General features: G+C 73.1%; 22 protein-coding genes, 1 tRNA gene and 1 other RNA gene. 14 read left to right on the plus strand and 10 right to left on the minus strand.

The genetic code is table 11. The features are described from left to right. The first annotated feature begins 44 nt into the window (after window positions 1-44). Window positions 45-524 (plus strand): hypothetical protein, encoded by a 480-nt coding sequence (locus tag E3O41_RS02925; RefSeq protein WP_067027539.1) that lies wholly within the window; start codon window positions 45-47, stop codon window positions 522-524. Window positions 525-530: 6 nt separating this feature from the next. Here E3O41_RS02925 and E3O41_RS02930 read toward each other — a convergent pair whose 3' ends face one another. Further along, window positions 531-794, minus strand: a complete 264-nt coding sequence (locus tag E3O41_RS02930; RefSeq protein WP_067027537.1) for a hypothetical protein — start codon at window positions 792-794, stop codon at window positions 531-533. Between the two features lie 302 nt (window positions 795-1,096). On the opposite strand from E3O41_RS02930, the gene E3O41_RS02935 reads away from it, so the two are divergent. Both E3O41_RS02935 and E3O41_RS02940 read left to right on the plus strand, forming a co-directional pair. Then, entirely contained in the window at window positions 1,097-1,390 is a 294-nt protein-coding gene (locus tag E3O41_RS02935) for a hypothetical protein (protein WP_067027643.1), read from the plus strand. Window positions 1,391-1,477: 87 nt separating this feature from the next. Beyond that, window positions 1,478-3,556: an intein-containing Rv2578c family radical SAM protein gene (locus tag E3O41_RS02940; RefSeq protein WP_135011992.1), complete on the plus strand. Its 2,079-nt coding sequence runs from the start codon at window positions 1,478-1,480 to the stop codon at window positions 3,554-3,556. A gap of 34 nt (window positions 3,557-3,590) precedes the next feature. Here the strand turns inward: E3O41_RS02940 and E3O41_RS02945 are convergent. From E3O41_RS02945 to E3O41_RS02960, 4 genes are all read right to left on the minus strand, one after another. Further along, window positions 3,591-3,675: transfer RNA gene (locus E3O41_RS02945), tRNA-Ser, on the minus strand. A 27-nt stretch (window positions 3,676-3,702) separates the two neighbouring features. Next, window positions 3,703-5,994, minus strand: coding sequence for a transglutaminase TgpA family protein (locus E3O41_RS02950; RefSeq protein ID WP_135011994.1), 2,292 nt, complete (start codon window positions 5,992-5,994; stop codon window positions 3,703-3,705). Next, the gene (locus E3O41_RS02955) at window positions 5,981-7,225 is read right to left on the minus strand and encodes a DUF58 domain-containing protein (protein ID WP_083991023.1); all 1,245 of its coding nucleotides are present in this window, start codon (window positions 7,223-7,225) and stop codon (window positions 5,981-5,983) included. Before E3O41_RS02955 ends, E3O41_RS02950 begins: the two co-directional genes overlap by 14 nt. 2 nt (window positions 7,226-7,227) lie before the next feature. Continuing rightward, window positions 7,228-8,235, minus strand: coding sequence for an AAA family ATPase (locus E3O41_RS02960; protein ID WP_067027531.1), 1,008 nt, complete (start codon window positions 8,233-8,235; stop codon window positions 7,228-7,230). 78 nt (window positions 8,236-8,313) lie between these two features. Between E3O41_RS02960 and ffs the strand changes: the two genes are divergently transcribed. Further along, window positions 8,314-8,410: signal recognition particle sRNA small type (gene ffs, locus E3O41_RS02965), an RNA gene on the plus strand. Between the two features lie 19 nt (window positions 8,411-8,429). Here the strand turns inward: ffs and E3O41_RS02970 are convergent. Continuing rightward, window positions 8,430-9,125, minus strand: coding sequence for a response regulator (locus E3O41_RS02970; protein ID WP_067027530.1), 696 nt, complete (start codon window positions 9,123-9,125; stop codon window positions 8,430-8,432). Beyond that, window positions 9,122-10,468, minus strand: a complete 1,347-nt coding sequence (locus E3O41_RS02975; RefSeq protein WP_067027528.1) for a sensor histidine kinase — start codon at window positions 10,466-10,468, stop codon at window positions 9,122-9,124. The genes E3O41_RS02970 and E3O41_RS02975 overlap by 4 nt, the downstream gene beginning before the upstream one ends. A 143-nt stretch (window positions 10,469-10,611) precedes the next feature. Here E3O41_RS02975 and E3O41_RS02980 point away from each other — a divergent pair, with 143 nt between their 5' ends. Both E3O41_RS02980 and E3O41_RS02985 read left to right on the plus strand, forming a co-directional pair. Next, window positions 10,612-11,994 (plus strand): cation:dicarboxylate symporter family transporter, encoded by a 1,383-nt coding sequence (locus E3O41_RS02980; protein WP_067027526.1) that lies wholly within the window; start codon window positions 10,612-10,614, stop codon window positions 11,992-11,994. A gap of 63 nt (window positions 11,995-12,057) precedes the next feature. Further along, entirely contained in the window at window positions 12,058-12,369 is a 312-nt protein-coding gene (locus tag E3O41_RS02985) for a TfoX/Sxy family protein (protein WP_067027524.1), read from the plus strand. Window positions 12,370-12,427: 58 nt separating this feature from the next. Here the strand turns inward: E3O41_RS02985 and E3O41_RS02990 are convergent, their stop codons facing one another. After that, window positions 12,428-13,030 (minus strand): DedA family protein, encoded by a 603-nt coding sequence (locus tag E3O41_RS02990; RefSeq protein ID WP_067027521.1) that lies wholly within the window; start codon window positions 13,028-13,030, stop codon window positions 12,428-12,430. Window positions 13,031-13,106: 76 nt separating this feature from the next. Continuing rightward, the gene (locus E3O41_RS02995) at window positions 13,107-13,568 is read right to left on the minus strand and encodes a nitroreductase/quinone reductase family protein (RefSeq protein WP_067027519.1); all 462 of its coding nucleotides are present in this window, start codon (window positions 13,566-13,568) and stop codon (window positions 13,107-13,109) included. Between the two features lie 140 nt (window positions 13,569-13,708). Here E3O41_RS02995 and pta point away from each other — a divergent pair, with 140 nt between their 5' ends. From pta to recR, 6 genes are all read left to right on the plus strand, one after another. Beyond that, complete coding sequence (pta, locus tag E3O41_RS03000; protein ID WP_135011996.1) at window positions 13,709-15,817, plus strand: phosphate acetyltransferase; 2,109 nt, start codon at window positions 13,709-13,711, stop codon at window positions 15,815-15,817. Between the two features lie 3 nt (window positions 15,818-15,820). Beyond that, window positions 15,821-17,068, plus strand: coding sequence for an acetate/propionate family kinase (locus tag E3O41_RS03005; protein ID WP_067027515.1), 1,248 nt, complete (start codon window positions 15,821-15,823; stop codon window positions 17,066-17,068). An 18-nt stretch (window positions 17,069-17,086) separates the two neighbouring features. Then, entirely contained in the window at window positions 17,087-17,815 is a 729-nt protein-coding gene (locus tag E3O41_RS03010) for an HAD family hydrolase (protein ID WP_067027513.1), read from the plus strand. A gap of 17 nt (window positions 17,816-17,832) precedes the next feature. Next, window positions 17,833-20,364: a glycoside hydrolase family 65 protein gene (locus E3O41_RS03015; protein WP_135011998.1), complete on the plus strand. Its 2,532-nt coding sequence runs from the start codon at window positions 17,833-17,835 to the stop codon at window positions 20,362-20,364. A 61-nt stretch (window positions 20,365-20,425) separates the two neighbouring features. Continuing rightward, window positions 20,426-22,816: a DNA polymerase III subunit gamma and tau gene (locus tag E3O41_RS03020; RefSeq protein ID WP_067027509.1), complete on the plus strand. Its 2,391-nt coding sequence runs from the start codon at window positions 20,426-20,428 to the stop codon at window positions 22,814-22,816. A gap of 21 nt (window positions 22,817-22,837) precedes the next feature. Next, the gene (gene recR, locus E3O41_RS03025) at window positions 22,838-23,431 is read left to right on the plus strand and encodes a recombination mediator RecR (RefSeq protein ID WP_067027507.1); all 594 of its coding nucleotides are present in this window, start codon (window positions 22,838-22,840) and stop codon (window positions 23,429-23,431) included. A gap of 16 nt (window positions 23,432-23,447) precedes the next feature. On the opposite strand, the gene E3O41_RS03030 is transcribed toward recR, so the two are convergent. Then, complete coding sequence (locus E3O41_RS03030) at window positions 23,448-23,657, minus strand: hypothetical protein (RefSeq protein ID WP_067027505.1); 210 nt, start codon at window positions 23,655-23,657, stop codon at window positions 23,448-23,450. 93 nt (window positions 23,658-23,750) lie between these two features. Between E3O41_RS03030 and E3O41_RS03035 the strand changes: the two genes are divergently transcribed. Both E3O41_RS03035 and E3O41_RS03040 read left to right on the plus strand, forming a co-directional pair. After that, window positions 23,751-24,719, plus strand: a complete 969-nt coding sequence (locus E3O41_RS03035; RefSeq protein ID WP_240482470.1) for a DMT family transporter — start codon at window positions 23,751-23,753, stop codon at window positions 24,717-24,719. A gap of 49 nt (window positions 24,720-24,768) precedes the next feature. After that, complete coding sequence (locus E3O41_RS03040; protein WP_067027638.1) at window positions 24,769-26,076, plus strand: aspartate kinase; 1,308 nt, start codon at window positions 24,769-24,771, stop codon at window positions 26,074-26,076. Window positions 26,077-26,150 lie beyond the last annotated feature (74 nt).

Genomic DNA, 26,150 nt, shown 5'->3' on the forward strand with positions numbered 1-26,150 from the left:
GAACGACCGGGTTTCGGGTCGCCCGAAGCGCCTACCCTGGAGACGTGACGCGATCTCCCGAACCCGCCGACTCGGCGCGCAAGAACCCGGGCCGCGCCACGCGCTACGCCTCGCTCGATGAGGCCTTCGAACGGCACGGCACCCCCGCCGCCAACCAGGAGCTGATCCGCCGCATCGTCGACGGCATCGACGCCGCCGGGTTCGTCGGCTTCAGCACGCACTTCCGCATCGAGCGGCGGGGCGGGTCGCCCGCGCTCGAGGTGCATCCCGGTTACACGAACGGCTTCCGCACCGAGCAGGAGATCGTGCGCCGGCTCGGCGAGACCGTCGAGCGCTGGCCGAGCCGCCGCTTCCACGGCGCGTGGGGAGTCACCCACCCCGTGGCGCGCCCCGCGGCGCCGGCTCCGGCCCCGCGTGCGCCGCGGGCGCGCCGGTCGTCCGAGCCCGAGGCGCCGCCGAAGGTCTGCCCGACCTGCTTCATGGTGCTGCCGATGAGCGGCGTCTGCCAGAACTGCGACGGCTGAGCCGGGTCAGATCTGCTCCACGCCGGGATCGGTGACGTCGGTCTCGCCGTTCTCCACCTGCCGCGTCAGCTCGTCCAGCCGGGCGTCGTCGATCGGGATGCCGGCGTCGGTGAGGCGCCGCTCGAGCGTGCTGCGCACATCGCCGTGCACGGTCTCGACCATGAGGTCCGCGCGCGTCTGGGCCACGATGCCCGCGATGCGCTCCGAATCGTCCGTCTCGTGCATGTCCTCGAGCGGGGCGTCCTGCGTGCCGTCGTGATCAGTAGCCATCCGCGTGCTCGTCCTCCTCGAAGGCGGCCAGTTCGGCCTGCCAGCTCGGGTCGATCGGTGTGGGAATGATCGTTCCGTTGGGCATCGGTGCTCCTCTCGTCCCCTCGCCGGCTCGCGGCGAGGTACCCGCCAGCTTCGGCAGGTCCCTCCATCGTGCGCGAGGCATCGCGCCGTCGCACAGGGGTTGACAACCCCGCGGCGGTCCGTCCTCGCGCCGCACGCACGAGTAGATGGCGCCGTCGGGGGTGTCAACCCCCTGGAACGAGGCGCCGGCGCGGCGCACCCTGGATGTGGAGGTCGACATGAAGACGGTTCATCAGCTGGAGCTGGTGCCGCTGGGCAATGACGCCTGGCGCCTGTGCGACGGCAATGTGGAGGCAACCGACGCGACGAGCGTCGTGGCGTATGTGGAACGGCGCGGTGTCGGCTACGAGGTGGTGTGGGTGTCCGCGCGCCGCGGGGTCGAGCGCCTGGCCACGCTCGGCGACGTGCTGGAGCGCGCGGCCGAGGTGCTCGCGGACATCCCGCCGAGTGGCGCGACGCGGCCGATCGAGATCCCGCACTTCGCCCCCGTACCGCCCGCGATCGCGGTGTGACGCGGGCGGCGGCCCGGGGCGCTCGACGAGGCGCGCCGCGGGCCGCCGCCGCTTGACAAGCATTCGAACGGATGTTCGAATGAATCCGTGAGGTGGAGCGGTCAGGCGGTGAACGGGTCTGCGGACCCCGCGCTCATCGGGCTGCGCGGCCTGGTCCGTTCGGTGCGCACGCCGGAGTTCGCCGGCATCACCTTCCACGAGGTGGCCGCCAAGTCGGCGCTCAATCGCGTGCCGTCGGGCAGCCCCATGCCGTTCCACTGGACGGTCAACCCCTACCGGGGCTGCAGCCACCAGTGCGTGTACTGCCTGCACCCGGACACGCTCGTGCTGATGGCGGACGGGCGGCAGCGGCCGATCGGCCGACTGAGCGTGGGGGATGAGATCGTCGGCACGCGCGTCGACGGCCGTTACCGCCGCTACGTCACGACCCGGGTGCAGGCGAAGTGGGGCACGCGCAAACGCGCGTACCGGGTGACGCTCGCCGACGGAACCGAGCTGATCGCGAGCGGCGATCATCGCTTCCTCAGCTCGCGCGGGTGGAAGCACGTCACCGGCACCACGAGCGGAGGGGCGAGGCGGCCACACCTCACCACCGCGAACAGTCTGCAGGGGTTCGGTCTGGGCGGCTCGCCGACCGCGGAGCAGCGATGGACGACGACGTCGTTCCGGCGAGGGTACCTGTCGGGGATGATCCGGGGCGATGGCTCGCTCTTCCACGGCCGATACGTTTACGGCACGAGGACCACCGAAGCGCACGTGTTCCGGTTGGCCCTCGCCGATACGGAGGCGCTCGATCGCACCCGGGACTTCCTGCGCAGCGAGGGTGTCGAGACGTACACAAGGCCGTTCGGCGTGGCGAGCCAGGCGCGACGGGCGATGCTCGCGCTCCACACGCGCAAGCGGGCGCACGTCGCCGCCATCGAGCGGTTGATCGAGCGCCCCGAGACTGTCGACGAGGACTGGCATGCCGGCTTTCTGTCCGGGATCTTCGATGCGGAGGGAAGCCACTCTCAGGGCTGTATCCGGATCTCGAACAAGGACGCCTCGATCCTCGCCGACATCGAGGGGGCCTGCGATGCCCTGGACGTTCCCATCGTCCGCGAGGCGGCGCGAGACAACGGCGTGAGCGTCGTGCGTGTGCGGGGAGGACTGCCCGCACGGAGGCGTTTCCTCGACATCACGCGGCCGGCGATCACACGCAAGCTGGGCATCGTCGGCGAGGCCGTGAAAACGGTCGCTGATCTGCGCGTCGTCCGCATCGAGGACCTCGGCTACGACACCGAGATGGTGGACATCACGACGGGGACGGGTGATTTCGTGGCCAACGGCGTCATCAGCCACAACTGCTTCGCCCGGAACACGCACACGTACCTCGATCTCGACGCCGGCAAGGACTTCGACGACCAGATCGTCGTCAAGGTGAACGTGGCCGAGGTGCTCGCCGCCGAGGTGGCGCGCCGCTCGTGGCAGCGCGATCTCGTGGCGCTCGGCACGAACACCGATCCGTACCAGCGCGCGGAGGGCCGCTACGCCCTCATGCCCGGGATCATCACGGCGCTCGCCGAGAGCGGCACGCCGCTGTCGGTGCTCACCAAGGGCACGCTGCTGCGGCGCGACCTGCCGCTGCTGGCCACGGCCGCCGAGCACGTGCCCGTCGACCTGTCGATGTCGATCGCGATCTTCGACGACGAGCTGCAGAAGGCGGTGGAGCCGGGCACCCCGACCGCCGCCGCGCGCCTGGCGACCGTGCGGGCGGCGACGGACCTCGGCTTCCGGGTGACGGTGTTCCTCATGCCGATCCTGCCGTGGCTGACCGACTCGGTGGAGCACCTCGACGCGGCGCTGTCGGGCATCGCCGCCGCGGGCGCGCATCGCGTCATCTACGGCGCGCTGCACCTGCGGCCGGGCGCGCGCGAGTGGTTCTTCGCGTGGCTCGATCGCGAGCATCCGGAGCTCGTTCCGGTCTATCGCCGGCTCTACGGCCGCTCCTCCTACGCGCCGAAGGAGTATCGCGCGTGGCTGGCCCGGCGGGTGCGCCCGCTCCTGCGCCGATACGGGCTCGACGCGAGCGAGGACGACGACTCGCCGGAGGGGCGGCGCGGTGCGCGTCAGCTGGCCTCCACCGCGGCGGAGCTCGCACCGCCGTCGGGCGTGACGCTGTTCTGACGCGCGGGGAATCGCAGGTCAGCGGGGGATTCGGCGGAGGATAGGGGATTCGAACCCCTGAGGGCTTGCACCCAACACGCTTTCCAAGCGTGCGCCATAGGCCACTAGGCGAATCCTCCGTGGCCCGCGAAGGGCCGTGGACCATCCTACCCGTCGCCGTCGGGCCCGCCGAACCGGGGCAGCGCGAGCAGCGCGCGCGGGGCCGCCCGCTGCCAGGCGCGGCGGCCGCGGCCGGGCGTGAGGGCGAGCCGCACCTCGCGCAGCGCCGTGGCCAGATCGCCGCGCGGCGCGCCGCCGCCCGGCCCGTAGCTCTCGTCCTCGATCGCCGACACCAGCGGCGCGAGCAGCGGGGGCGCGACCCCGTGGGCGGTCGACACCCGCGCCGCCAGGGCGCGCGGCGACTCGTGCGGTGGCGTGTCGATGCCCGCGTCGACGAGCATCGCCCGCAGCTCGCGCCACGCCGCCCGCGCATCGCCGCCGGCGGCCCGGCGCAGGCGGGCGGAGCGGATCGACTGCCGCACGAGCCACGGCACCGCCAGCAGCACCGCGACCCCCGCGGCGATCGCGGCCGCGAGCAGCCATCCGCCGGCGTCGGAGCCGGAGCCGCCGCCCGTGCCGCCGCCCACGTCCTCCGGCGGCCGCGAGGCGCCGGAGGTGGGGCCCGCCGACGGGGTCGTCGTGATCTCGGGGCGGGGCGCGTCGGGGTCGGCGCCGCCCGGGGTGAGCGCATCGGGCAGGAACTCGGTGGCGACGCCGAGGCCGGGCGTCGGCTCGAACGGCACCCAGCCGATCCCGCGGAAGTACACCTCCGGCCACGCGTGCAGCTGCGACGCCATCACGCTGTAGACACTCTGATCGTCGAGGTCGTCGCCCGTGTTCGTGCCGGGAAGGTAGCCGATCACCACGCGCGAAGGCATGCCGAGCGTGCGGGCCATCACGGCGAAGGTCGACGCGTAATGCACGCAGTAGCCGCTGCGCACCTCCAGGAAGCGCGAGATGGCCTCGAAGCTCGTGCCGTCGAAGCCGTCCTCGACGGGCGCCTCCAGCGAGTACGCGAAGTCGCCGCCGCGGAACCAGCTCTGCAGCGCGATCAGCCGGTCGTAGTCGTTGCCCTCGTCGCCGGTGACCTCCTCGGCCAGGTCGCGGATGGGCGAGACCTCGGGGGAGTCGGGCAGCACCATCGTCGTGCTCTGCAGGCCCTCCGCCGTCGGCGAGGGGATCGTCGCGGTCGCGGCGCGCGCCTGCTCGCGCGTGGGGCGCGGGATCGTGGCGGTGGCGGTGTACGACTCCCCCGCGACGTCGCCGCCGATGACGGTGAGGTTCTCGCCCAGCACGTTCCAGCCGTCGCCCACCCCCGACAGCCCGGTGAGCGGGCTCGGCACGGGGAGGTACTCGCCCTCGAGGTTCGCGATCTGCACGCGCACCGAGACCTCGGCCGTCGTCATGCCGGCGGGCGGCGCGATCGGCTCCGGCGGGAACTCGTCGGCGGGCACGAACGGGCCGTCGTCGGGCTGCCAGCGATCGCCGTCGAACGACGACAGCGTCGCGACGCGGAGGTACGGGGCCTCGCCCTCGCCGACCGTGTAGCGCATCACCTCGGTGTCGCCGTTGCGCCGCAGGTCGTCGCCGAGGCTGAGGGTCGCGTCGATGCGCGTGGGCGGTCCGGGGCCGCGCAGCGTCGCGGTGGGCGCCGGCAGGGCGGGGGCCACGACGAGCGCCCCCACGACCGCGAGGGCCGCGACGGCCGCCGCGGGCACGGGACGGAACTCCTCGGGCGCGCGGCGACGGCGGTCCAGCGCCAGCAGGAGGAGCGCGGCGCCGGTGAACAGGAGGATCGAGGCGAGGTGGCCGTCGTCGCCGATCACCGCCGGGGGCACCACCCACACCGCCAGCGCCACCACGACCGCCACGAGCGGCAGGCGGAGGGCCACGGCGAGCACGTCGACGAGCAGCGCGAGCAGCCCCGCCGCCGCCACGAGCACGAGGGTGAGGGACGCATCGGGCAGGAGCGGGGCGGCGTTCTCGACGATCGCGGTGGTCGCGGCGGCGGCAATCGGCGGCAGGGCCTCGAGCAGGCGCGGCGTCGGCAGCACGCCGGCGAATGCGTACGGGCCCGGCAGCTGCCCGAGCGCCGCGAGCGCGCTGTGGCAGCCGGTCACCGCCATGACCCACACGACGAGCTGCGCGACCGGAACGGCGGCGGCGTGCGCGCGGAGCCCGCGGAGGGCGGCGCCTGCGAGCCAGACGATCGCCATGGCGAGGATCGACAGGCTCAGCCAGGTGGGCGTGATCGCGCGCGTCAGCGGCAGCACCGCCGCGAACGTCAGCAGCAGTGCGGCGAGCGAGACGCCCAGCGTGCGGTCGCGGCGCGGCGGCGCGGACGAGACCGGGCGGGACGGCGCCGCCGCGATCACGCGGGTGAGCTCATCGATCGCCATGCTCGGCCCCCGCCGTCGCGTGGTGCAGGGCGGTCTCCCACGACTCGGCCACGTCGTCGCCCAGCGGCGAGGCCGCCCATCCGGCCTCCCGCGCGCGGTCGAGGGCCTCGCGCAGCGGCGCGGGCGTGAGCAGCACGGGCAGCGACGAGCGCCGCGCCAGCGGATCGAGGGCCTCGGCAAGGCGATCGTCGAGCGTGCCGCACACGACCACGAGCGGTCCGGGCGAGGCGGGCGCGGCGAACGGCGCGGCGTCGCGGGCGAGGTCGCCGCGGTCGGGCGCGACCGTCGCGAATGCCCGCTCGAGCGCCTCCAGCGCCGTGCCCTCGGCGCTCGTGAGCTCGGCGAGCTCGCGGCCGGAGTGATCCACCACCGTGACGGCGTACCCGTCGCACGCCAGGCGCCACGCGGCCGAGACGCACGCGGTCACGGCCCGCTCGAAGCCCGGGTCGTCGCCGTCGCGCGCCTCGGGCGGCCAGTGCAGCGGCGTGAGGTCGAGCAGCACCGTCGCGGCGGGCGTGGACTCCTGCTCCTCGTCGCGCACCATGAAGGTGCCGCGGTGGGCCGAGGCGCGCCAGTGGATGCGGCGCATGGAGTCGCCCGGCGCGTAGGGGCGGGGGATGAGGTTGTCGGCGCCCTGGCCGCTGCGCTCGTCGGGCGAGAGGCCGTCGCCGGTCTCGCCGAACGACGCCGGCAGCGGCGCGAGCCACTGCGCCCGCGGCACGACGAGCACCGTCGTGGTGTCGCCCACCGCCACGGTGCGCCGCCACAGCCCGAACGGATCGGACGCCGTCAGCTCGAGCGGGCCGAGCGGATGCCGCCCCCGGCGGATGCCGGTCACGGCATACGACAGCCGCACCTGCGAGCCCCGCACCCGGCGCAGCACCCCGGCGGCGTCGCCCGAGAGGCCGCGCGGCAGCCGATCGCGCCAGCGGCCCGCGGGCGGGCGGCGGGGCGGCGCCGCATCGATCCAGACGTCGACCGTGGCCTCGGCGCCGACCTCGACGGAGTCCTCCGACAGCCGCCGCGACACGGAGCGGACGGGCCGGGCGATCTGCGCGATCAGCCAGCCCGCCACGAGCAGCCCGAGCAGTGCGAGCCCCACGTAATACGGCTCGACCACGCCGATGTTCGCGGCCACCGGCACGCACGCGATGCCCACCGCGAGCACGCCCCAGCCGCGCAGGGTCAGCGGGCCCCGCCCGTGCGCGGCAGCGGCGTCGCGGCGCGCCACGATCAGCTCGCGACGGGAACGGGCACGCTCGCCGCGATCCGCTCGAGGATCGCGGGCATGGCGTCGGGACCGCGGTGCGAGCGCGACGCGGTGCGGGCGGGGATGAGCCGGTGGCCCAGCACCGGCGCGAGCAGCGAGGCGATGTCGTCGGGCAGCACAAAGCGCCGCCCCTCCAGCGCCGCGTGGACCTTCGCCGCGCGCACCAGCTGCAGCGTGGCGCGCGGGCTCGCCCCGAGGCGCAGCTCGGGGTGGGAGCGGGTGGCGTGCGCGAGGGCCACGGCGTAGTCCTCGACCGCGGGCGAGACGTGGACGCCGCGCGCCCACGCGATGAGCGAGCGCACCTCGCTCGCGCTCACCACGGGCGTCAGCTCGTCGAGCGGGTTTGCGGCGTCGCGCTGGCGGAGCATGAGCGCCTCGGCCCGCGCATCGGGGTAGCCCATCGAGATGCGCATCATGAAGCGGTCGCGCTGCGCCTCGGGCAGCGCGTAGGTGCCCTCCATCTCGAGCGGGTTCTGCGTCGCGACGACGAGGAACGGATCGGGGAGGGGATGCGTCGCGCCGTCCACCGTGACCTGCAGCTCCTCCATCGCCTCGAGCAGCGCCGACTGGGTCTTGGGGGAGGAGCGGTTGATCTCGTCGGCGATCACGACGTTGGCGAACACCGCGCCGGGCTTGAACTCGAACTCGCGCGCCACGGGGTCGAACACCGAGACGCCGGTGACGTCGCCCGGCAGCAGATCGGGCGTGAACTGCACGCGCCGCACGTCGGCGTCGATCGACGCGGCCAGCGCCCGCGCGAGCATCGTCTTGCCCACGCCCGGCACGTCCTCGATGAGGAGGTGTCCCTGCGCGAGGAGCACGATCAGCGCCGCCCGCACCGCCTCCGGCTTGCCGTCGATGACCCGGCCGATCGACGCGACGATGCGCTGCGTGGCCTCCCGGAACGCGGCGGCACCCGCCTCCGGTCCGGCGTCGGACGCGGCGGACAGAACGGACGTGGCCTCGGTCATCGGGCGCTCCCTCGCGGGTCAGGTACGCACAGCCTAGTCACGCCCGCGGCGGCATGGGCGGACGTCGGTTAGACTGGTGGCAGCTCTCCGCGTGGCGACATCCAGGCCAACTCCCCCAGGACGGAAACGTAGCAAGGGTAACCAGGCTCTGTCGGGTGCGCGGAGAGTCTTTTCGTCTCCGGGCACCGCCGCCGTCAGGACCGCGTGTACTCCGTCTCCGGGCGGCCGCGCCCGCCGTGCCGGGCGCTGCGCGCCGCGATGCCGCGGTCGGCCAGGAACTCGAGGTAGCGCCGCGCCGTCACGCGCGACAGGCCCAGCGCCTCGGCCACCTCGCTCGCCGATCGGCCGTCCGCGTCGGCGAGCAGCTGCTGGACGGCGTCGAGCGTCTGGTGCGACAGCCCCTTCGGCAGACCGGGCGCGTTGGAGGTGCGCAGCGTCGCGAACGCGCCGTCGACCTCGGTCTGGCTCAGCCGCGACACGGACGAGCGCATCCGCGCCGCGTAGTCGGCGTACGCGCGCATCTTCTGCGTGAACACCGCGAACGTGAACGGCTTGATGAGGTACTGCACGACGCCCACCGCCACCGCGGCCCGCACCGCCTCCAGCTCGCGCACCGCGGTGACGGCGATGACGTCGATCATGAGGCCCGCCGCCCGCAGCTCGCGGCAGATGTCGAGCCCGTGCCCGTCGGGCAGGTTGAAGTCGAGCAGCAGCAGGTGGATGCGCTCGCCGGACGCGTGCGCGTCGCGCAGCCGCCGCCGCAGCTCGGCCGCCGTGTGCACGATGCCCGCCAGCGCGAACCCGGGGGAGCGCTCCACGTACTCGCCGTGCGCCTGGGCGGTGCGGGGATCGTCCTCGACGACCAGCACGCGGATGGTCTCGTCGCTCATCGCCTCTCCTCCCCGCCCGGACGCGGCAGCGTCACCGTGAACTCGGCACCGCCGCTCGGGGCCGATGCCACTTCCACCGTGCCGCCCAGCTGCGCGACCGTCTCGTGCACGAGCGCGAGGCCGAAGCCGCGCTTGGCGCCCTCTGCGGGCTTGGTCGAGACGCCGCGGCGGAAGATGCGCTCGCGCTGCGCCGCCGGCACGCCGTCGCCGCTGTCGGTCACCTGGAACACCAGCGCATCGTCCTCGGATGCGAGGTACACCTCCACCCAGGCGTCCGGATCGCCCGTGCGGGTGCGCCGCTCGGCGGCCGCGTCGACGGCGTTGTCGATCAGGTTCCCGAGGATGGTGACGACGTCGACGGCGTCGAGCCCCTGCGTCCCCGGCTCGAGGTGCGTCTCGAAGTGCATCTCGACGCCCAGCTCATGCGCCTGCGCCGTCTTGCCGAGCATGAGCGCCGCGATCACCGGCTGATCGGTGGCGTGCAGCACCCGGTCGGTCAGCCGCTGCCCCAGATCGCGCCGCGCCGTGGCCAGTCGCAGGGCCTCGTCGGTGCGTCCCAGCTCGATGAGCGAGGCGATTGTGTGCAGCCGGTTGTCGAACTCGTGCACCTGCGAGCGCAGCGCATCGGCGATCGTCTGCACGCTCGACAGCTCCCGCTGGGCGGCGAAGGCCACCTGCAGCTCGCCCGCACCGCGGCTGTCGGTGGCCCGATCGAGCCGGCGGAACATCATCACGACGCCCGTGCCGCCGAGCGCGAGGAACAGCGCCATGATCGCCCCGGTGACGACGAGGCGCTGCGTCGCCGCGGCCGAGATGTCGTGCATGAGCACGCCGGCCGAGACGAGCCCGACCACCTCGTCGCCGGAGCGGATCGGGGTGGTCGCGCGCATCGACGGCCCGAGCGTGCCCTCGTACACCTCGGTGAGCGTCTCGCCCGCCAGCGCCCGATCGATCGACCCGACGAACGCCCCGCCGATGCGCTCGGGGTTCGGGTGGGTGTACCGGGTGCGGTCGGTGTCCATGATCGTGATGTAGTCCACGCCGGTCGCGGCGAGGATCGCGTCGGTGTAGGGCTGCAGCTGCGCCGTCGCGTCCGCGCGGGCGTCCGGATCGCCGTGTGCCGCGGCGACGGTGCCGGTGACGTACGGATCCTGCGCGAGGGTCTCGACGAGCACCCGGCTCGTCTCGCTCGCCGCGGCCTGGGCCGACAGGCGCGCGTCGACCGCGAGCAGCGCGAACACCGCCACGGCGGCCGCCACGAGCGTCGCGGCCGCGGCCGTCAGGAACGTGCGGGCGATGCCGCGCCGACGGTCCGCCTGCCGTCGGGGCGCGCTCGGGGCCATGGCCCCATTGTCCCGCGTCCGGTCTGCGAACAATATGCACGCAATTCCTCGCGCGATGCGCGGCCTGCCGATCCTGGGGTGTCGGGCCCACGGTGGCCCCGGAACCCCGCATCCCGCGGACATCGAAGACGAGAGGGAAACTCATGGCAGCGTTGCCACAGTCGCAGGCCGCGAAGAAGCGCGGCATCGGCAAGGACCACTGGCTCTACATCGCGGTGATCATCGCCGTGATCGCCGGTGTCGCGGTGGGCCTCATCTGGCCCGACCTCGGCGCCTCGCTCGCCTGGATCGGCAAGGGCTTCGTCGCGCTCATCAAGATGATGATCGCGCCGGTCATCTTCTGCACGATCGTGCTGGGCATCGGATCGATCGCGAAGGCCGCGACCGTCGGCAAGGTCGGCGGCATCGCGCTCGTCTACTTCCTCGTGATGTCGACCTTCGCCCTCGCGATCGGCCTGGTGGTCGGCAACATCATCCACCCGGGCGAGGGCCTGAACATCGCGGGCTCCTCGTACGAGGCCTCCGGCGAGGCCGAGAGCACGACCGACTTCATCCTCGGCATCATCCCGACCACCCTGCTCTCGCCGCTCGTGGGTGAGTCGGTGCTGCAGGTGCTGTTCGTCTCGCTGCTGGTGGGCTTCGCGATCCAGCAGATGGGCGCCAAGGGCGAGCCGATCCTGAACGGCATCCGTCACATGCAGGCGGTCGTCTTCCGCGTGCTCACCATGGTGCTGTGGGTCGCCCCGATCGGCGCCTTCGGCGCGATCGCCGGCGTCGTGGGCGAGACCGGCTGGGACGCGGTGGGCGCCCTCATGGTGCTCATGGTCGGCTTCTACCTGACCTGCATCCTGTTCATCGGCGTGGTGCTGGGCCTGGTGCTGTGGTTCGTCGCGAAGATCAACATCTTCTCGCTCATGAAGTACCTCGGCCGGGAGTACCTGCTGATCGTCTCCACCTCGTCGAGCGAGTCGGCCCTGCCCCGCCTCATCGCCAAGATGGAGCACGTCGGCGTCTCCAAGCCCGTCGCGGGCATCACGGTGCCGACCGGGTACTCGTTCAACCTCGACGGCACGGCGATCTACCTCACGATGGCGTCGCTGTTCATCGCCACGGCCATGGGCATGCCGCTGTCGATCCCCGAGCAGATCGGTCTGCTCGTCTTCATGATCATCGCCTCGAAGGGCGCCGCGGGCGTCTCGGGAGCCGGCCTGGCCACGCTCGCGGGCGGCCTGCAGACCTACCGCCCCGACCTCGTCGACGGCGTCGGCATGATCACCGGTATCGACCGCTTCATGTCGGAGGCCCGCGCGCTGACCAACTTCACGGGCAACGCCGTGGCGGCCGTGATCATCGGCACGTGGACGAAGGAATTCGACCGCGACCGCGCCCTGCGGGTGCTGCGTGGCGACCTGCCGTTCGACGAGCGCACCATGGTCGGCGACGGCCACGGCGGCCCGGCCGACGACGAGCTCGCCGCGCACGAGAGCGAGTTCGCCGACGCCGACCTCGAGCCGGCGCGCAAGTAACCCGGCCGGCCCACGACGCCCCCGCCCCTGCGGCGGGGGCGTCGTGGCGTCTACGATCGGCCCATGGCCTACGACCCCGAGCTCGCCGACCGCGTGCGCGCCATCATCGAGGCGTCCGGCGACGTCGAGGAGAAGCGCATGATGGGGTCGCTGGCCTTCATGATCAACGGGCGCATGGCCGTGGGCGTCTCGGGCCAGGAGGTGTTCTTCCCCATGGGCGGCGGCGAGGCCCTCGAGGTCGCCCTGCAGCACGGCGCCCACCGGCTGCAGCTGACCGGCGGCCGCTCCGTGCCGTTCGCGGCGCTCACCGATCCCGACGACGACACCCTCGCCGACTGGATCGCCGAGGCGGTGGAGCGCGCCCTCGCCCGCTGAGACTCGCGCGAGTGCCGGGGCGCGCAATGCGGTAGTCCAGCGTTACGGGCCGCTGAGGTCAGCGGCCGCCGGCGCGCGGGGCCAGGCGGGCGAGGGCGGCGTCGATGACCCAGCCCAGGACGAGCGCCGCGGCGATCGAGACGAGCACCGCGGTGATCGTGCCGCCGGGCAGCAGGGCCGAGATCGTCGCCCCCACGAGCGCCTGGTACGCCGCCCACAGCAGCGCGGATCCGGCGGCGATCGGCAGATAGCGGGTCGCGCGGATGCCGGTGGCGCCGGCGGTGAGGTTGACCACGAGGCGCGCGAACGGGATGAAGCGCACGGTGAACACCGCCATCGCGATGTGGGTGCGCAGCCGGGTCTTCGCCCACTCGTGCACGCGCTGGAACCGCGGGTGCGTGGCGAAGAACCGCCACCGCTCCGGGTGCAGCAGCCGGCCCACGAGGTAGCAGCACGCGTCGCCGCAGAACGCCGCCGCGCCGCCCACCACGATCACCGCCCACAGCGGCGGCACCCCGCCCGACGCCGCGATCGAGCCGAGCACCGTCACGGCCACCTCGCCCGGGATCACCACGAGGAACGAGTCGGCGAGCACGAGCCCGAACAGGATCGCGAGCACCCACGGGTCCGCGGCCAGTGCGGCCAGCCAGGCGTCGATCACTGTCTCTGGATAGTGGGCGCGGGTGAACGGCAGGGATACGGCGTCTCCCGAACGCCTGTGAGTGGTGCGCGCGGCATCAGCCGGCCGTCGGCGTGAGCAGGACCACGTCGGTCGGGGTGCGGCGCGATGCGGCGAGGGCGTCGAGGTCGGCGTTCGTCGCGCACCACGCCGCCCACAGCCGGTCCCGCTCGGTGCCCGCGGCCCGGCTCGCGACCACCTCGTGCCTCGAGCCGTCGGCGAGCGCCACGGTGGCGCGGGGGTCGGCCTTCAGGTTCAGCCACCAGGCGGGGTGTCCCTCGCTCCAGCCGTTCATCGCGAGCGTGTGCCATCGTCCGCCGTCCTCGAGGTACGCCACGACCGCCAGGCGCGGCTCGCCGGATCGCCGGCCGCGGGTGTGCAGCGTGAGCGATCCCCAGCCGCGCCGATCGGCGGTCGTCCACAGCCCGCGGCCCGGGCCTCGGCGGGCGATCGCCCGATGGATGCGCCACGCCGTCGTCACGAACCAGCGCGGCGGCACGAACGGCCTCTTCTCGCTCATGGGTCCTCCCGGGTCGGCTCCAGGCTCCCACCGCGCCCCGGTCTGGCACACGGGGGAGAACCCGACGCGTCGGCTCCGGGTTGTCTGTGGGCGGCGCGCGCACCCTGCCGCGGCGGCGCGCGCGTGAATAGGCTGAGATGGTGGCGAGGAGCATCTACATCACGTCCGCGGAGGGGCACTCCGGCAAGTCGACGATCGCGCTCGGGACGCTCGATGCGCTGAGCCGCGTGACGCCCCGCGTCGGGGTGTTCCGCACGATCGCCCGCTCCACCGAGGAGCGCGACTACGTGCTGCAGATGATGCTCGACCACGACGGCGTCGACCTCGAGTACGACGAGTGCGTCGGCGTCACCTACGACGAGGTGCGGGCCGACCCCGAGCGGGCGCTCGGGCGGATCGTGCAGCGGTTCCGCGCGGTCGAGGCCAAGTGCGACGCCGTCGTCGTGCTCGGCAGCGACTACACCGACGTGGCCAGCCCCGCCGAGCCGGCGTTCAACGCCCGGATCGCGGCGAACCTCGGCACCCCCGTGCTGCTCGTCCTCAGCGGCCGCCAGTCGCAGGCCACGACCCCCGCCTCGCTCGGCTCGACCGAGGCGCGCTCGCCGGAGCGCATCGGCCAGGTCGCCGCCGCCGCGATCGGCGAGCTCGAATACGGCAACGCCGAGCTGGCGGCCACGATCGTCAACCGCGCCGACGGCGAGCGCGCCGACGAGATCGTCGCCGCCGTGCGGGCGCACACCCCCGACACCCCCGTGTGGTCGCTGCCGGAGGACCCGCTGCTCGTCGCCCCCACGATGGGCGACATCCTGCGCGCGGTCGACGGCGAGCTCGTCAAGGGCGACGAGGCGCTGCTCAGTCGCGAGGCGCTGGGCGTGGTGGTGGCCGCCATGTCGATGACGAACATGCTGCCGCGGCTGACCGAGGGCGCCGTGGTGATCATCCCCGCCGACCGCACCGACGCGCTCCTGGCCGCGCTCACCGCCAACAGCTCGGCGAGCTTCCCGTCGCTGGCGGGCATCGTGTTGAACGGCCCGTTCGAGATCCCCGACGCCATGCAGCACCTCGTCGAGGGCCTGGCGGCGTCGATCCCGATCATCCGCTGCGAGGGCGACACCTACTCCACCGCCGTGCGCATCATGCACACGCGGGGGCGCCTCGCGGCGGCCTCGGCCCAGCGCTACAACCGCGCGCTGTCGCTGTTCGAGAAGAACGTCGACACCGCCGAGCTCACCCGCGTGCTCGGCGTGGCCCGCACCAACGTGGTCACCCCGCTGATGTTCGAGTACGACCTGCTCGAGCGCGCCCGCGCCGACCGCAAGCACATCGTGCTGCCGGAGGGCGACGACGATCGGATCCTCCGCGCCGCCGCCATCCTGCTGGAGCGCGGCGTGGCGCGGCTCACGATCCTCGGCGAGCCGTTCGAGGTGCGCTCGCGCGCCATCGAGCTCGGCCTCGACATCTCGGCCGCCGAGGTGCTCAGCCCGTTCGATCCCGTCCACGTCGACAAGTTCGCCACCGAATACGCCCGCCTGCGCGCGCACAAGGGCATGACGTACGAGCGCGCGGCCGACACCGTCACCGACGTGTCGTACTTCGGCACGATGATGGTGCACATGGGCATGGCCGACGGCATGGTCTCGGGCGCGGCGCACACCACCGCCCACACGATCCGGCCGTCGTTCGAGATCATCAAGACCAAGCCCGGCGTCTCGGTCGTATCGAGCGTGTTCCTCATGGCCCTCGCCGATCGCGTGCTCGTCTACGGCGACTGCGCCGTGATCCCCGATCCGACCAGCGAGCAGCTCGCCGACATCGCGATCTCGTCGGCGGCGACCGCGCGGCAGTTCGGGATCGAGCCGCGCGTGGCGATGCTGTCGTACTCCACGGGCGAGTCCGGGACGGGCGCCGACGTCGACAAGGTGCGGGAGGCCACGCGGCTGGCGCGCGAGCGCGCACCCGAGCTGCCGATCGAGGGGCCGATCCAGTACGATGCGGCGGCCGACGCGGCCGTGGCGAAGGCGAAGCTGCCCGAGTCCACCGTGGCGGGGCGCGCGACGGTGTTCGTCTTCCCCGACCTCAACACGGGCAACAACACCTACAAGGCCGTGCAGCGCTCGGCGGGCGCCGTCGCCATCGGCCCCGTGCTGCAGGGGCTCAACAAGCCCGTCAACGACCTCTCGCGCGGCGCGCTCGTGCAGGACATCGTCAACACCGTGGCGCTCACCGCCATCCAGGCACAGGGGGAGTGAGCCGTGGCCGTCGTGCTCGTTGTCAACAGCGGTTCGTCGTCGTTCAAGTACCAGCTGCTCGACGTCGCCCCGGACGGCACCGGCCGCCGGCTCGCCTCCGGCCTCGTGGAGCGGATCGGTCAGCCGGCCGGCGCCGCGCGGCACACGGTCGCGTTCCACGCCGCGGAGGGCGAGCCGTCGATCGCCGCCACGGAGATGACGCACACCATCGAGCGCGAGATCCCCGGCCACTCGGCCGGGTTCCAGGTGATGCTCGACGCGTTCGCCGAGCACGGCCCCTCGCTGGACGAGAACCCGCCCGTGGTGATCGGCCACCGGGTGGTGCACGGCGGCGCGCGCTTCTTCGAGGCCACGGTGATCAGCGACCTCGTCGAGATCAACATCGACGACCTGTCGGTGCTCGCCCCGCTGCACAACCCGGGCGCCGTGCAGGGCATCCGCGCCGCGCGCCGCGCGTTCGGCGACATCCCGCACGTCGCGGTGTTCGACACGGCGTTCCACCAGACGCTGCCCGCGGCGGCGGCGACCTACGCGATCGACCGCGAGCTGGCCGAGAAGCACCGCATCCGCCGCTACGGCTTCCACGGCACGAGCCACGAGTACGTCAGCCGCACCGTGGCCGAGCACCTGGGGCGCGACCTCCGCGAGCTGCGGCAGATCGTGTTCCACCTCGGCAACGGCGCGTCGGTCACGGCGATCGACGGCGGCCGCTCGGTCGAGACCTCCATGGGCCTCACGCCGCTGGAGGGGCTCGTCATGGGCACCCGCTCGGGCGACCTGGACCCGGCGGTGCTGCTGCACCTGCAGCGACGGGCCGGGATGAGCACCGACGCGCTCGACGATCTCCTCAACAAGCACAGCGGCGTGCTCGGGCTGGCCGGCGTGGCCGACATGCGCGACCTGCACGCGCGGCGCGAGGCGGGCGATGCCGCGGCGCAGCTCGCGTTCGACGTGTACGTGCACCGGCTGCGGTCCTACGCGGGCGCCTACCTCGCGCAGTTGGGCGGCGTCGACGTGATCTCCTTCACGGCCGGGATCGGCGAGAACGACCCCGCCGTCCGCGCCGGGGCGCTCGAGACGCTCGGCTTCGCGGGGGTGCGGATCGACGCCGAGCGCAACGCCGCCGCGCGCCGCAGCGAGATCGCCCGCATCTCGGCCGACGACTCGGAGGTGGTCGTGCTCGTCGTGCCGACCGACGAGGAATTGGAGATCGCCCGTCAGTCTCTGCGCGCGTCAAGCCACGACGGGTAACCTGACCGCGTGAGTGCGATGCCCGATCTCACGGCCTGCGACGCCGTGCTCTTCGACCTCGACGGGGTGATCACCCCCACCGCCGAGGTGCACATGCACGCCTGGCGCGCGATGTTCGAGCGGCTGTTCGCCGACTGGGGCGTGGAGCCGCCGTACACCGACTCCGACTACTTCGACCACCTGGACGGCAAGAAGCGCTACGACGGCGTCGCCTCGGTGCTGCGCAGCCGCGACGTCGAGATCCCCTGGGGGCACCCGTCCGACCCGCCGGAGGCCGACACCGTGTGCGGCGTCGGCAACCGCAAGAACGTGGTCTTCTCCCGGATCCTCGAGGAGGAGGGCATCCAGCCCTACCCCGGATCGATCGCCCTGCTCGACGCGCTCGCCGCGGCCGGCACCCCGGTGGCGATCGTCTCGAGCTCCAAGAACGCCCGCGACGTGCTCACGGCGGCGGGCGTGATCGACCGGTTCCCCGTGATCATGGACGGCGTCGTGGCCGAGACCGAGCACCTGCCCTCGAAGCCCGCTCCCGACGTGTTCCTCGAGGCGGCGCGCATGTGCGGCGTCGAGCCCGCCCGCGCGGCCGCCGTCGAGGACGCGATCTCGGGCGTGCAGTCGGCCGCCGCCGGCGGGTTCGGGCTCATCATCGGGGTGGATCGCGGCGCCGGAGCCGAACCCCTCTCGCAGGCCGGGGCGACGATCGTCGTGTCCGACCTCGCCGAACTCGTGCCGTCCTCCACTCACTGATTCGGAGCAGATCACACATGATCGATCGCGATCGCTTCCCCGTCGACCCGTGGCGCCTCGTCGAGACGCGCTGGTCGCCGGAGGACACCGGCCTGACCGAGACCGTGTTCTCGGTCGGCAACGGCTACGTCGGCCTGCGGGGGAACCACCCGGAGGGGCGCCACGCGGCCGAGCACGGCACCTTCATCAACGGCTTCCACGAGACCTGGCCGATCCGTCACGCCGAGCAGGCGTACGGGTTCGCGGAGGTCGGGCAGACGATCGTCAACGTGCCGGATCCCAAGGTGATCCGCGTGTACGTGGACGACGAGCCGCTGTCGCTCGACATCGCGGATGTGCGCGAGTACGAGCGCGCGGTGGACTTCCGCCGCGGCGTCTACACGCGGCGGATCCTGTGGGTCACCCCGTCGGGCAAGGAGGTGCTCCTCGAGACGGAGCGCCTGACCTCGTTCGAGGAGCGCCACCTCGTGGCGCAGCGGATGACGGTGACGGTGCTCAACGCCGACGCGCCCGTGACGATCAGCTCGCAGGTGGTCAACCGCCAGGATGGCGAGGACGTGTACGGCGCGATCAAGCCGTCGCCGACCGCCGTGGGCTCCGGGTTCGACCCCCGCAAGGCCGAGAAGATCCCCGACCGGGTGCTCCTGCCGCAGGAGTACTGGCGCGACGGCGAGCGCTCGGCGCTGTCGTACCGCGTGGCGAACTCGGGCATGTCGCTCGCGGTGGTGACCGACCACCGCGTCGAGACCGGCAACGGCTTCGAGGCCCGCGGCGCGATCGAGCCCGACGTGGCCAAGCACGTCTACCGGGTGCACGCGAAGGCCGGCGTGCCGACCACGATCACCAAGTTCGTCGCGTACCACACCTCGCGCGGCGTGCCCCCGCGCGAGCTCATCGACCGCGGGCGGCGCACGCTGGATCGCGCGCTCGACGTGGGCTACGACACGATCGTCGAGCGCCAGCGCGCGTTCATGGACGGGTTCTGGGAGCGCTCGGACGTGCGCATCCCCGGCCACGACGACATCCAGCAGGCCACCCGCTGGTGCCTGTTCCAGCTCGCGCAGGCCGCCGCCCGCGCCGACGGCTGGGGCGTGCCCGCCAAGGGCCTGACGGGCTCGGGCTACGGCGGCCACTACTTCTGGGACACCGAGGTCTACGTGCTCCCGTTCCTCATGTACACCACGCCCCTGTGGGCGCGGAACGCGCTGCGCATGCGCACCATGATGCTGCCCGCGGCCCGCCGCCGCGCCGCACAGCTGAACGAGGCCGGCGCCCTGTTCCCGTGGCGGACGATCAACGGCGAGGAGGCCTCGGCGTACTACGCGGCCGGCACCGCGCAGTACCACATCAACGCCGACGTCAGCTATGCGCTGGCGAAGTACGTGCGCGCCACGGGCGACCAGGACTTCCTACAGCGCGAGGGCGCCGACGTGCTCGTCGAGACCGCCCGACTGTGGGCGACGCTGGGCTTCTGGCGCACGGCGGACGGCGAGGAGACGTTCCACATCCACGGCGTCACCGGGCCGGACGAGTACACGACGGTCGTGAACGACAACCTCTACACGAACGTCATGGCCCGCTACAACCTGCGGGCGGCGGCCCGCGTCGTGCGCGAGATGGCCGCGAACGCCCCCGACGCGTACCGCGCCCTCGTCGACCGCGTGAAGATGGACCCGGGTGAGCCGGAGGCGTGGGAGCGGGCGGCGGATGCGATCGTCATCCCGTTCGAGGAGTCGTTCGGCATCCACCCGCAGGACTCGCTGTTCCTGCAGCGCGAGGTGTGGGACCTCGAGCACACGCCGGCGTCGCAGCGCCCCCTGCTGCTGCACTTCCACCCGCTCGTGATCTACCGCTTCCAGGTGCTCAAGCAGGCCGACGTCGTGCTGGCGCTGTTCCTGCAGGGCAACCACTTCTCGCCCGAGCAGAAGCTCGCCGACTTCGAGTACTACGACCCGCTGACCACCGGCGACTCGACGCTCTCGGCGGTCGTGCAGTCGATCCTCGCGGCCGAGGTCGGCTACCAGGACCTGGCGCGGGAGTACTTCGAGCACGCGCTCTACGTGGACCTCGCCGATCTGCACAACAACACCTCCGACGGCGTGCACGTGGCCTCGGCGGGCGGCGTGTGGACCGCGCTCGTGTGCGGCTTCGGCGGCATGCGCGATCACTTCGGCGAGCTCTCGTTCGACCCGCGCCTGCCCGTCGACTGGCCCGAGCTGTCGTTCCCGCTGCTGTGGCACGGCGCGCAGCTGCGCGTGACCGTCCGGCGCGACATCCTGCGGGTCGAGCACCAGCACGGTGACGAGGTCGAGTTCCGCGTGCGCGGCACGCTGTACTCGGTCTCGGCGGGCGAGGCCGTCGATGTCGCGCTGAACGGGCAGGGACCCGTGCGGCACGGCCGGCCCACGCTGCGCAAGTTCGAGGGGTTGCGCCGCGAGGACGGCACGGCGCTCGAGCCGGTCGTGCCCGCGGGCAACCAGGACCCCGTGCCGGTGATCACCACGGCGATCCCGGTGATCGTCGATCCCTCGCACGAGCGCATCAGCTGAGCGGCGGGCGCGGCGCCCGCCGCTCGGTCGCAATGTCGGTGGCACGCCGTAGGCTGGACGGGTGACCACAGCCCTCTACCGCCGCTACCGGCCCGAGACCTTCGCGGAGATGATCGGGCAGTCGCAGGTCACCGAGCCGCTCATGACGGCGCTGCGCGGCGATCGGATCGGCCACGCGTACCTGTTCTCGGGTCCGCGCGGCTGCGGCAAGACCACGTCGGCCCGCATCCTCGCGCGCTGCCTGAACTGCGCCGAGGGCCCCACCGACACCCCGTGCGGCGTGTGCGACAGCTGCGTCGAGCTCTCGCGCGCGGGCGGCGGATCGCTCGACGTCATCGAGATCGACGCCGCCAGCCACAACGGCGTCGACGACGCCCGCGACCTGCGCGAGCGGGCGATCTTCGCGCCCTCGCGCGATCGCTTCAAGATCTTCATCCTCGACGAGGCCCACATGGTCACGCCGCAGGGCTTCAACGCGCTGCTCAAGCTCGTGGAGGAGCCGCCGGCGCACGTGAAGTTCATCTTCGCGACGACCGAGCCCGACAAGGTGATCGGCACCATCCGCTCGCGCACGCACCACTACCCGTTCCGGCTCGTGCCGCCGGGGCCGATGCTCGAGTACATCGAGAAGCTCTGCGCCCAGGAGGGTGTGCAGGTCGAGCCGGGCGTGCTGCCGCTCGTCGTGCGCGCGGGCGGCGGTTCGCCCCGCGACACGCTGTCCATCCTCGACCAGCTGATCGCCGGCTCCGAGGAGGGCCACGTCGGCTACGAGCGGGCCGTGGCGCTGCTCGGCTACACGCACGGCGAGCTGCTCGACGGCGTCATCGACGCCTTCGCGGCGGGCGATGCCGCCGCGGCGTTCGGCGCCGTCGACCGCGTCGTGCAGACGGGCCAGGATCCGCGGCGCTTCGTCGACGACCTGCTCGAGCGGCTGCGCGACCTCATCGTGATCGCGGCCACGGGCCCGGCGGCCTCCGCCGTGCTGCGCGGCGTGCCGGCCGACGAGCTGGAGCGCATGGCCGCGCAGGCCGATCGCTTCGGCTCCGACCGCCTCTCGCGCACCGCCGACGTGGTCAGCGCCGCACTCGACGAGATGTCGGGAGCCACCTCGCCGCGCCTGCACCTCGAACTGCTCATCGCCCGCGTGCTCACGGTCGGCCGGGCCCCCGCCGCGGCCCCGACGACCGCGCCCGCGTCGGCCCCCGCGCGCCCGGCCGCGGCGGCTCCGGCCGCCTCGCAGGCTGCCGCGCCCGCGGCTTCTCCCGTTGCGGCGCCGGCGGCTGCTCCCGCTGCGGCGCCCGCCGCTTCTCCGGCCGCGGCGGCGCCGATTGCTTCTCCGGCCGCTGCGGCGCCGGCCGCGATGCCGGTTGCCCCGCCCGCCGCGCCCTCGGCGCCGATGCCCGCCGCCGAGCCGGCCGCGCCGTCCGCCCCGATGCCGTCGCCGGTGGCCGCCCCGGGCGCCCCCGCGCGCACCGAGGCCCCGGCCGCGCCGGCCCCCGCCGACGACGTGCCGGGCGCCGGCTGGGCCACGGTTGCCCCCGGCTCCGCCCCCGCGTCGCCGGCCGAGCTCGCAACGCCGGCCGAGCCCGCACCGCTCGTCGAGCGGAGCGGCGAAGCCGCGGAGTCGAGGCCGTCCGCCCCCGCACCCGCCCCCGCACCCACCCCCGCACCCGCCGCCCCCGCCCCCGAGTCGGAGGCCCCGGCGCCCGCGCCGCTGACGCTGTCGGCCCTGCGGTCGGCGTGGCCGCAGATCCTCGAGCGCCTGCGCGCGGACGCGCCGCAGAGCGCGCCGATCGTCGAGGCATCGCGCGTGGCCGAGGTGCAGCCGGGCGACGTGCTGATGATGTCGTTCCCGAACCAGGCGGCGATGGGCGCGTTCCGCGGCGCGGCGAGCGACGACCTGCGCTCGGCGATCCTCGGCGTGCTGGGCGTGCGCGTGAAGTACCGTGCCCGCGTCGACCCGCCGCGCACCGACGACGTGCCGCCGGCGCCGGACGACGACCCCGACCCGGGCCCGGACGACCCCGGCCCGCGCGACCCCGCCCCGGGCACCGATTCGTCCCGGGCGCAGCCGCCGCGCCAGATGGCGTACGCGGCGGCGACGGTGTCGGAGTGGGCGGTGGCCCCGATCCCGGGCGCCGCGGTGGCCCCTGCGGCCCCGATGGCGCCGCCGTCGCTCGCCGTCGACGACGACCCCGAGGAGGCCGTGGTCCCGCCCACCGCGCGGGTGCCCACGCTCGAGCGCGAAGGCGCGGTCCTGCCCACCGACGTGCCGGTCGACGAGGAGGAGCCGGACGAGCCCGCGGTCGTCCCGGAGCGCCCCACGGTGCAGCGGCGCCAGGTCGTCGTGCCCGACGGCGTCGAGCGCCGCGGCGAGGCCGTGGTGCGGCAGATCCTCGGCGCCCGTTTCCTGCACGAAGAGCCCTACGAGTCGCCGACTCGTTTCGCCTGATCAGAAGGATGATCCCGAAGAATGTATGACGGCATCGTCCAGGAGCTGATCGACGAGCTCGGCCGCCTTCCGGGCATCGGCCCCAAGTCGGCCCAGCGCATCGCGTTCCACATCCTGCAGACGCCCACGTTCGACGTCTCTCGCCTGTCGCAGCTGCTGGGCGAGGTGCGCGAGCGGGTGAAGTTCTGCGAGATCTGCGGCAACGTCTCGGAGCAGGAGCGGTGCGCGATCTGCCGCGACCCGCGGCGCAACCCCGAGATCATCTGCGTGGTCGAGGATGCCAAGGACGTCTCGGCGATCGAGCGGACCCGCGAGTTCCGCGGCCTGTATCACGTGCTCGGCGGCGCGATCAGCCCGATCGGCGGCGTCGGCCCCGACGACCTGCGCATCGCCCAGCTGATGCAGCGCCTCGCCGACGGCACGGTGCAGGAGGTCATCCTCGCCACCAACCCGAACCTCGAGGGAGAGGCCACCGCCGCGTACCTCAGCCGGCTGCTCACGACGATGCAGATCACCGTCTCGCGCCTCGCGTCGGGTCTGCCCGTCGGCGGCGATCTCGAGTACGCTGACGAGGTCACCCTCGGCCGCGCGTTCGAGGGTCGCCGCCGCCTCTAGCGCGACGGCGCGAGGGTCAGGACGCGCCGCCGTCGCCGCCGGTGATGCCGCCGAAGCCGCGCGACGCGTCGTTGGCCCGCAGCGACTCCATCCGCATCAGCTCGTGCCGGCGGCGGTCCTGCTCGGCGGTGCGCTCGTCGGCGCGAGAACCGGTGCGGCGGGCGAAGAAGGCCACCGCGACGAGGGCCGCGATGACGATGACCGCGATGACGATGAGCGTGTCCATGACGTCTCCTCCCGCTCGCTCCTCACCGTAGCGGCCGCGCCGACCGAGTGTCAGCACCGGGGCGGAACGCGCCTGACCCGGATCCTCATCACGATGACCGAATCCCGCCGTCGAATGTCGGTGGCCCGTGACACGATCGATCCCGTGTCAACCTCCGGTCCCATCACGGCCAAGGGCTGGGCGCTGTTCGCGGTGCTCTCCCTGCTGTGGGGCATCCCGTACCTGTTCATCGCCGAGGCCGTGCAGTCGCTGTCGCCGCCGGCCGTCGTCGCGATCCGCACGCTCGGCGCCGCGATCCTGCTGCTGCCGTTCGCGCTCCGGCAGAAGGCCCTGCGGCCCGCGCTCAAGAAGTGGCCGTGGGTGCTGGCGTTCGGCGCGGTCGAGATGGCCGGCCCGTTCGTGCTGCTCGCGCACGCGGAGCAGACCCTCGCCTCCGGCCTGACCGGCCTGCTCGTGGCTACGGTGCCGCTGTTCGCCACGATCATCGCGGTCGCGCGCGGCGACCGCGCCGCGCTCAAGCCGTCGCGCGCCATCGGGCTCGGTCTCGGCTTCGCGGGCGTGGCGATCGTGGCCATCGGCAGCGGGGGACTGCGCGGCGACGCGAACCCGCTCGCGATCGGCGAGGTCCTGCTGGTCGCGGTGCTCTACGCGATCGCGCCGTTCATCGTCGCCCGCCACCTCGGCGCGGTGCCGGCGCTCGGCGTGAGCACGCTCGCGCTCGGCGCCGTGGGGCTCGCGTACACACCCGTGGCGCTGTCGACGCCGTCGGAGCCGCCGACCGCCCGCAGCCTCATCGCCGTCGGGCTGCTCACGGTGTTCTGCACCGCGGTGGCCTTCATCGCGTTCTTCGCCCTCGTGGCCGAGGTCGGTCCCGTGCGGGCGCCGCTGATGACGTACGTGCATCCGGTGGTTGCGGTCGCCCTGGGCGTGATCGTGCGGGGCGAGCCGCTCACGCTGGGCCTGCTGATCGGCTTCCCGGTCGTGCTGCTGGGCTGCCTGCTGGCCGCCGGCGTGTTCACGCGCGCCGTCCGGCCGTCCGAGAGCCTGCCCGTGCACCCCTAGGATGGACGATCAGGCGCACCCGTCCGCGCCGGATCACCGGGAGTTACACGTGGCCCTGATCGTGCAGAAATTCGGCGGCTCGTCGGTCGCCGACGCCGAGAGCATCAAGCGCGTCGCCAAGCGCATCGTCGACACGCGCCGCGCGGGTCACGACGTGGTCGTCGCCGTGAGCGCGATGGGCGACACCACCGACGAGCTGCTCGACCTGGCCGGCCAGGTCGCGCCGGTGCCCGCGCCGCGCGAGCTCGACATGCTGCTCTCCAGCGGCGAGCGCATCTCGATGGCGCTGCTGGCGATGGCGATCCACTCGATGGGCTACGAGGCGCGCTCGTTCACGGGGAGCCAGGCCGGCATGATCACCACGGCCGACCACGGCTCGGCGCGCATCGTCGACGTCACGCCCGTGCGCCTGCGCGAGGCCCTCGACGACGGCGCCATCGTCATCGTCGCCGGCTTCCAGGGCTTCAACCGCGACACCCGCGACATCACCACGCTCGGCCGCGGGGGATCCGACACCACCGCCGTGGCTCTCGCCGCGGCGCTCGACGCCGACGTGTGCGAGATCTACAGCGACGTCGACGGCATCTTCACCGCCGACCCGCGCGTCGTCCCGCTGGCGCGCAAGCTCGAGCGCATCTCGGCCGAGGAGATGCTCGAGCTCGCCGCCAACGGCGCCAAGGTGCTCTACATCCGCGCCGTCGAGTACGCCCGTCGCCACGGCGTGCTCATCCACGCCCGGTCGACCTTCACCTCGAACGACGGCACCTACGTGCTGGGCGAGGGCATGACCGACCCCCGCCAGAACTCCGAAGGAGCAGAGATGTCCGACGCCATCGGCATGGAAGAGCCCGTCGTCGCCGGTGTGGCGATCGATCGCAGCCAGGCCAAGGTCGCGGTCGTCGGCGTGCCCGACGTCCCGGGCTCGGCCGCCGCGATCTTCACGCTCGTGGCCCGCACGGGCGCGAACATCGACATGATCGTCCAGAACGCCCAGTCGGCCCAGCCCGGCCGCACCGACATCTCGTTCACGCTGCCCAAGCAGGAGGCGGTCGAGGTCGTCAAGGTGCTCGCCGCCGAGCAGGAGTCGATCGGCTTCGAGAACCTCGTGCACGACGACCAGGTCGGCAAGCTCTCGGTCGTCGGCGCCGGCATGCGCACGCACTCGGGCGTCTCGGTGACGCTCTTCGAGGCGCTGAGCAAGAACGGCATCAACATCGACATGATCTCGACCAGCGAGATCCGCATCTCGGTGATCGTCGGCGAGAACGACCTCGACGAGGCCGCCCGCGCCGTGCACACCGCCTACGGTCTGGACGGCGACGTCGAGGCGACGGTCTACGCCGGCACCGGCCGCTGAGGATCGCCTGTCAGGGATCGCTCCGATCCTGCCAAGGTGCGTCACATCGCGCTGAGGGCCCTCGAGCCGTCGGT

The sequence above is a fragment of the Microbacterium sediminis genome (assembly GCF_004564075.1).
GTDB classification, from domain to species: Bacteria; Actinomycetota; Actinomycetes; order Actinomycetales; family Microbacteriaceae; genus Microbacterium; species Microbacterium sediminis.

Coding starts and splice junctions, on each gene's coding strand:
- E3O41_RS02930 (WP_067027537.1), bottom strand. CDS start 794: ATGGCTACTGATCACGACGGCACGCAGGACGCCCCGCTCGAGGACATG.
- E3O41_RS02935 (WP_067027643.1), top strand. CDS start 1,097: ATGAAGACGGTTCATCAGCTGGAGCTGGTGCCGCTGGGCAATGACGCC.
- E3O41_RS02950 (WP_135011994.1), bottom strand. CDS start 5,994: ATGGCGATCGATGAGCTCACCCGCGTGATCGCGGCGGCGCCGTCCCGC.
- E3O41_RS02960 (WP_067027531.1), bottom strand. CDS start 8,235: ATGACCGAGGCCACGTCCGTTCTGTCCGCCGCGTCCGACGCCGGACCG.
- E3O41_RS02970 (WP_067027530.1), bottom strand. CDS start 9,125: ATGAGCGACGAGACCATCCGCGTGCTGGTCGTCGAGGACGATCCCCGC.
- E3O41_RS02975 (WP_067027528.1), bottom strand. CDS start 10,468: ATGGCCCCGAGCGCGCCCCGACGGCAGGCGGACCGTCGGCGCGGCATC.
- E3O41_RS02980 (WP_067027526.1), top strand. CDS start 10,612: ATGGCAGCGTTGCCACAGTCGCAGGCCGCGAAGAAGCGCGGCATCGGC.
- E3O41_RS02985 (WP_067027524.1), top strand. CDS start 12,058: ATGGCCTACGACCCCGAGCTCGCCGACCGCGTGCGCGCCATCATCGAG.
- E3O41_RS02995 (WP_067027519.1), bottom strand. CDS start 13,568: ATGAGCGAGAAGAGGCCGTTCGTGCCGCCGCGCTGGTTCGTGACGACG.
- E3O41_RS03010 (WP_067027513.1), top strand. CDS start 17,087: ATGCCCGATCTCACGGCCTGCGACGCCGTGCTCTTCGACCTCGACGGG.
- E3O41_RS03015 (WP_135011998.1), top strand. CDS start 17,833: ATGATCGATCGCGATCGCTTCCCCGTCGACCCGTGGCGCCTCGTCGAG.
- recR (WP_067027507.1), top strand. CDS start 22,838: ATGTATGACGGCATCGTCCAGGAGCTGATCGACGAGCTCGGCCGCCTT.
- E3O41_RS03030 (WP_067027505.1), bottom strand. CDS start 23,657: ATGGACACGCTCATCGTCATCGCGGTCATCGTCATCGCGGCCCTCGTC.
- E3O41_RS03035 (WP_240482470.1), top strand. CDS start 23,751: ATGACCGAATCCCGCCGTCGAATGTCGGTGGCCCGTGACACGATCGAT.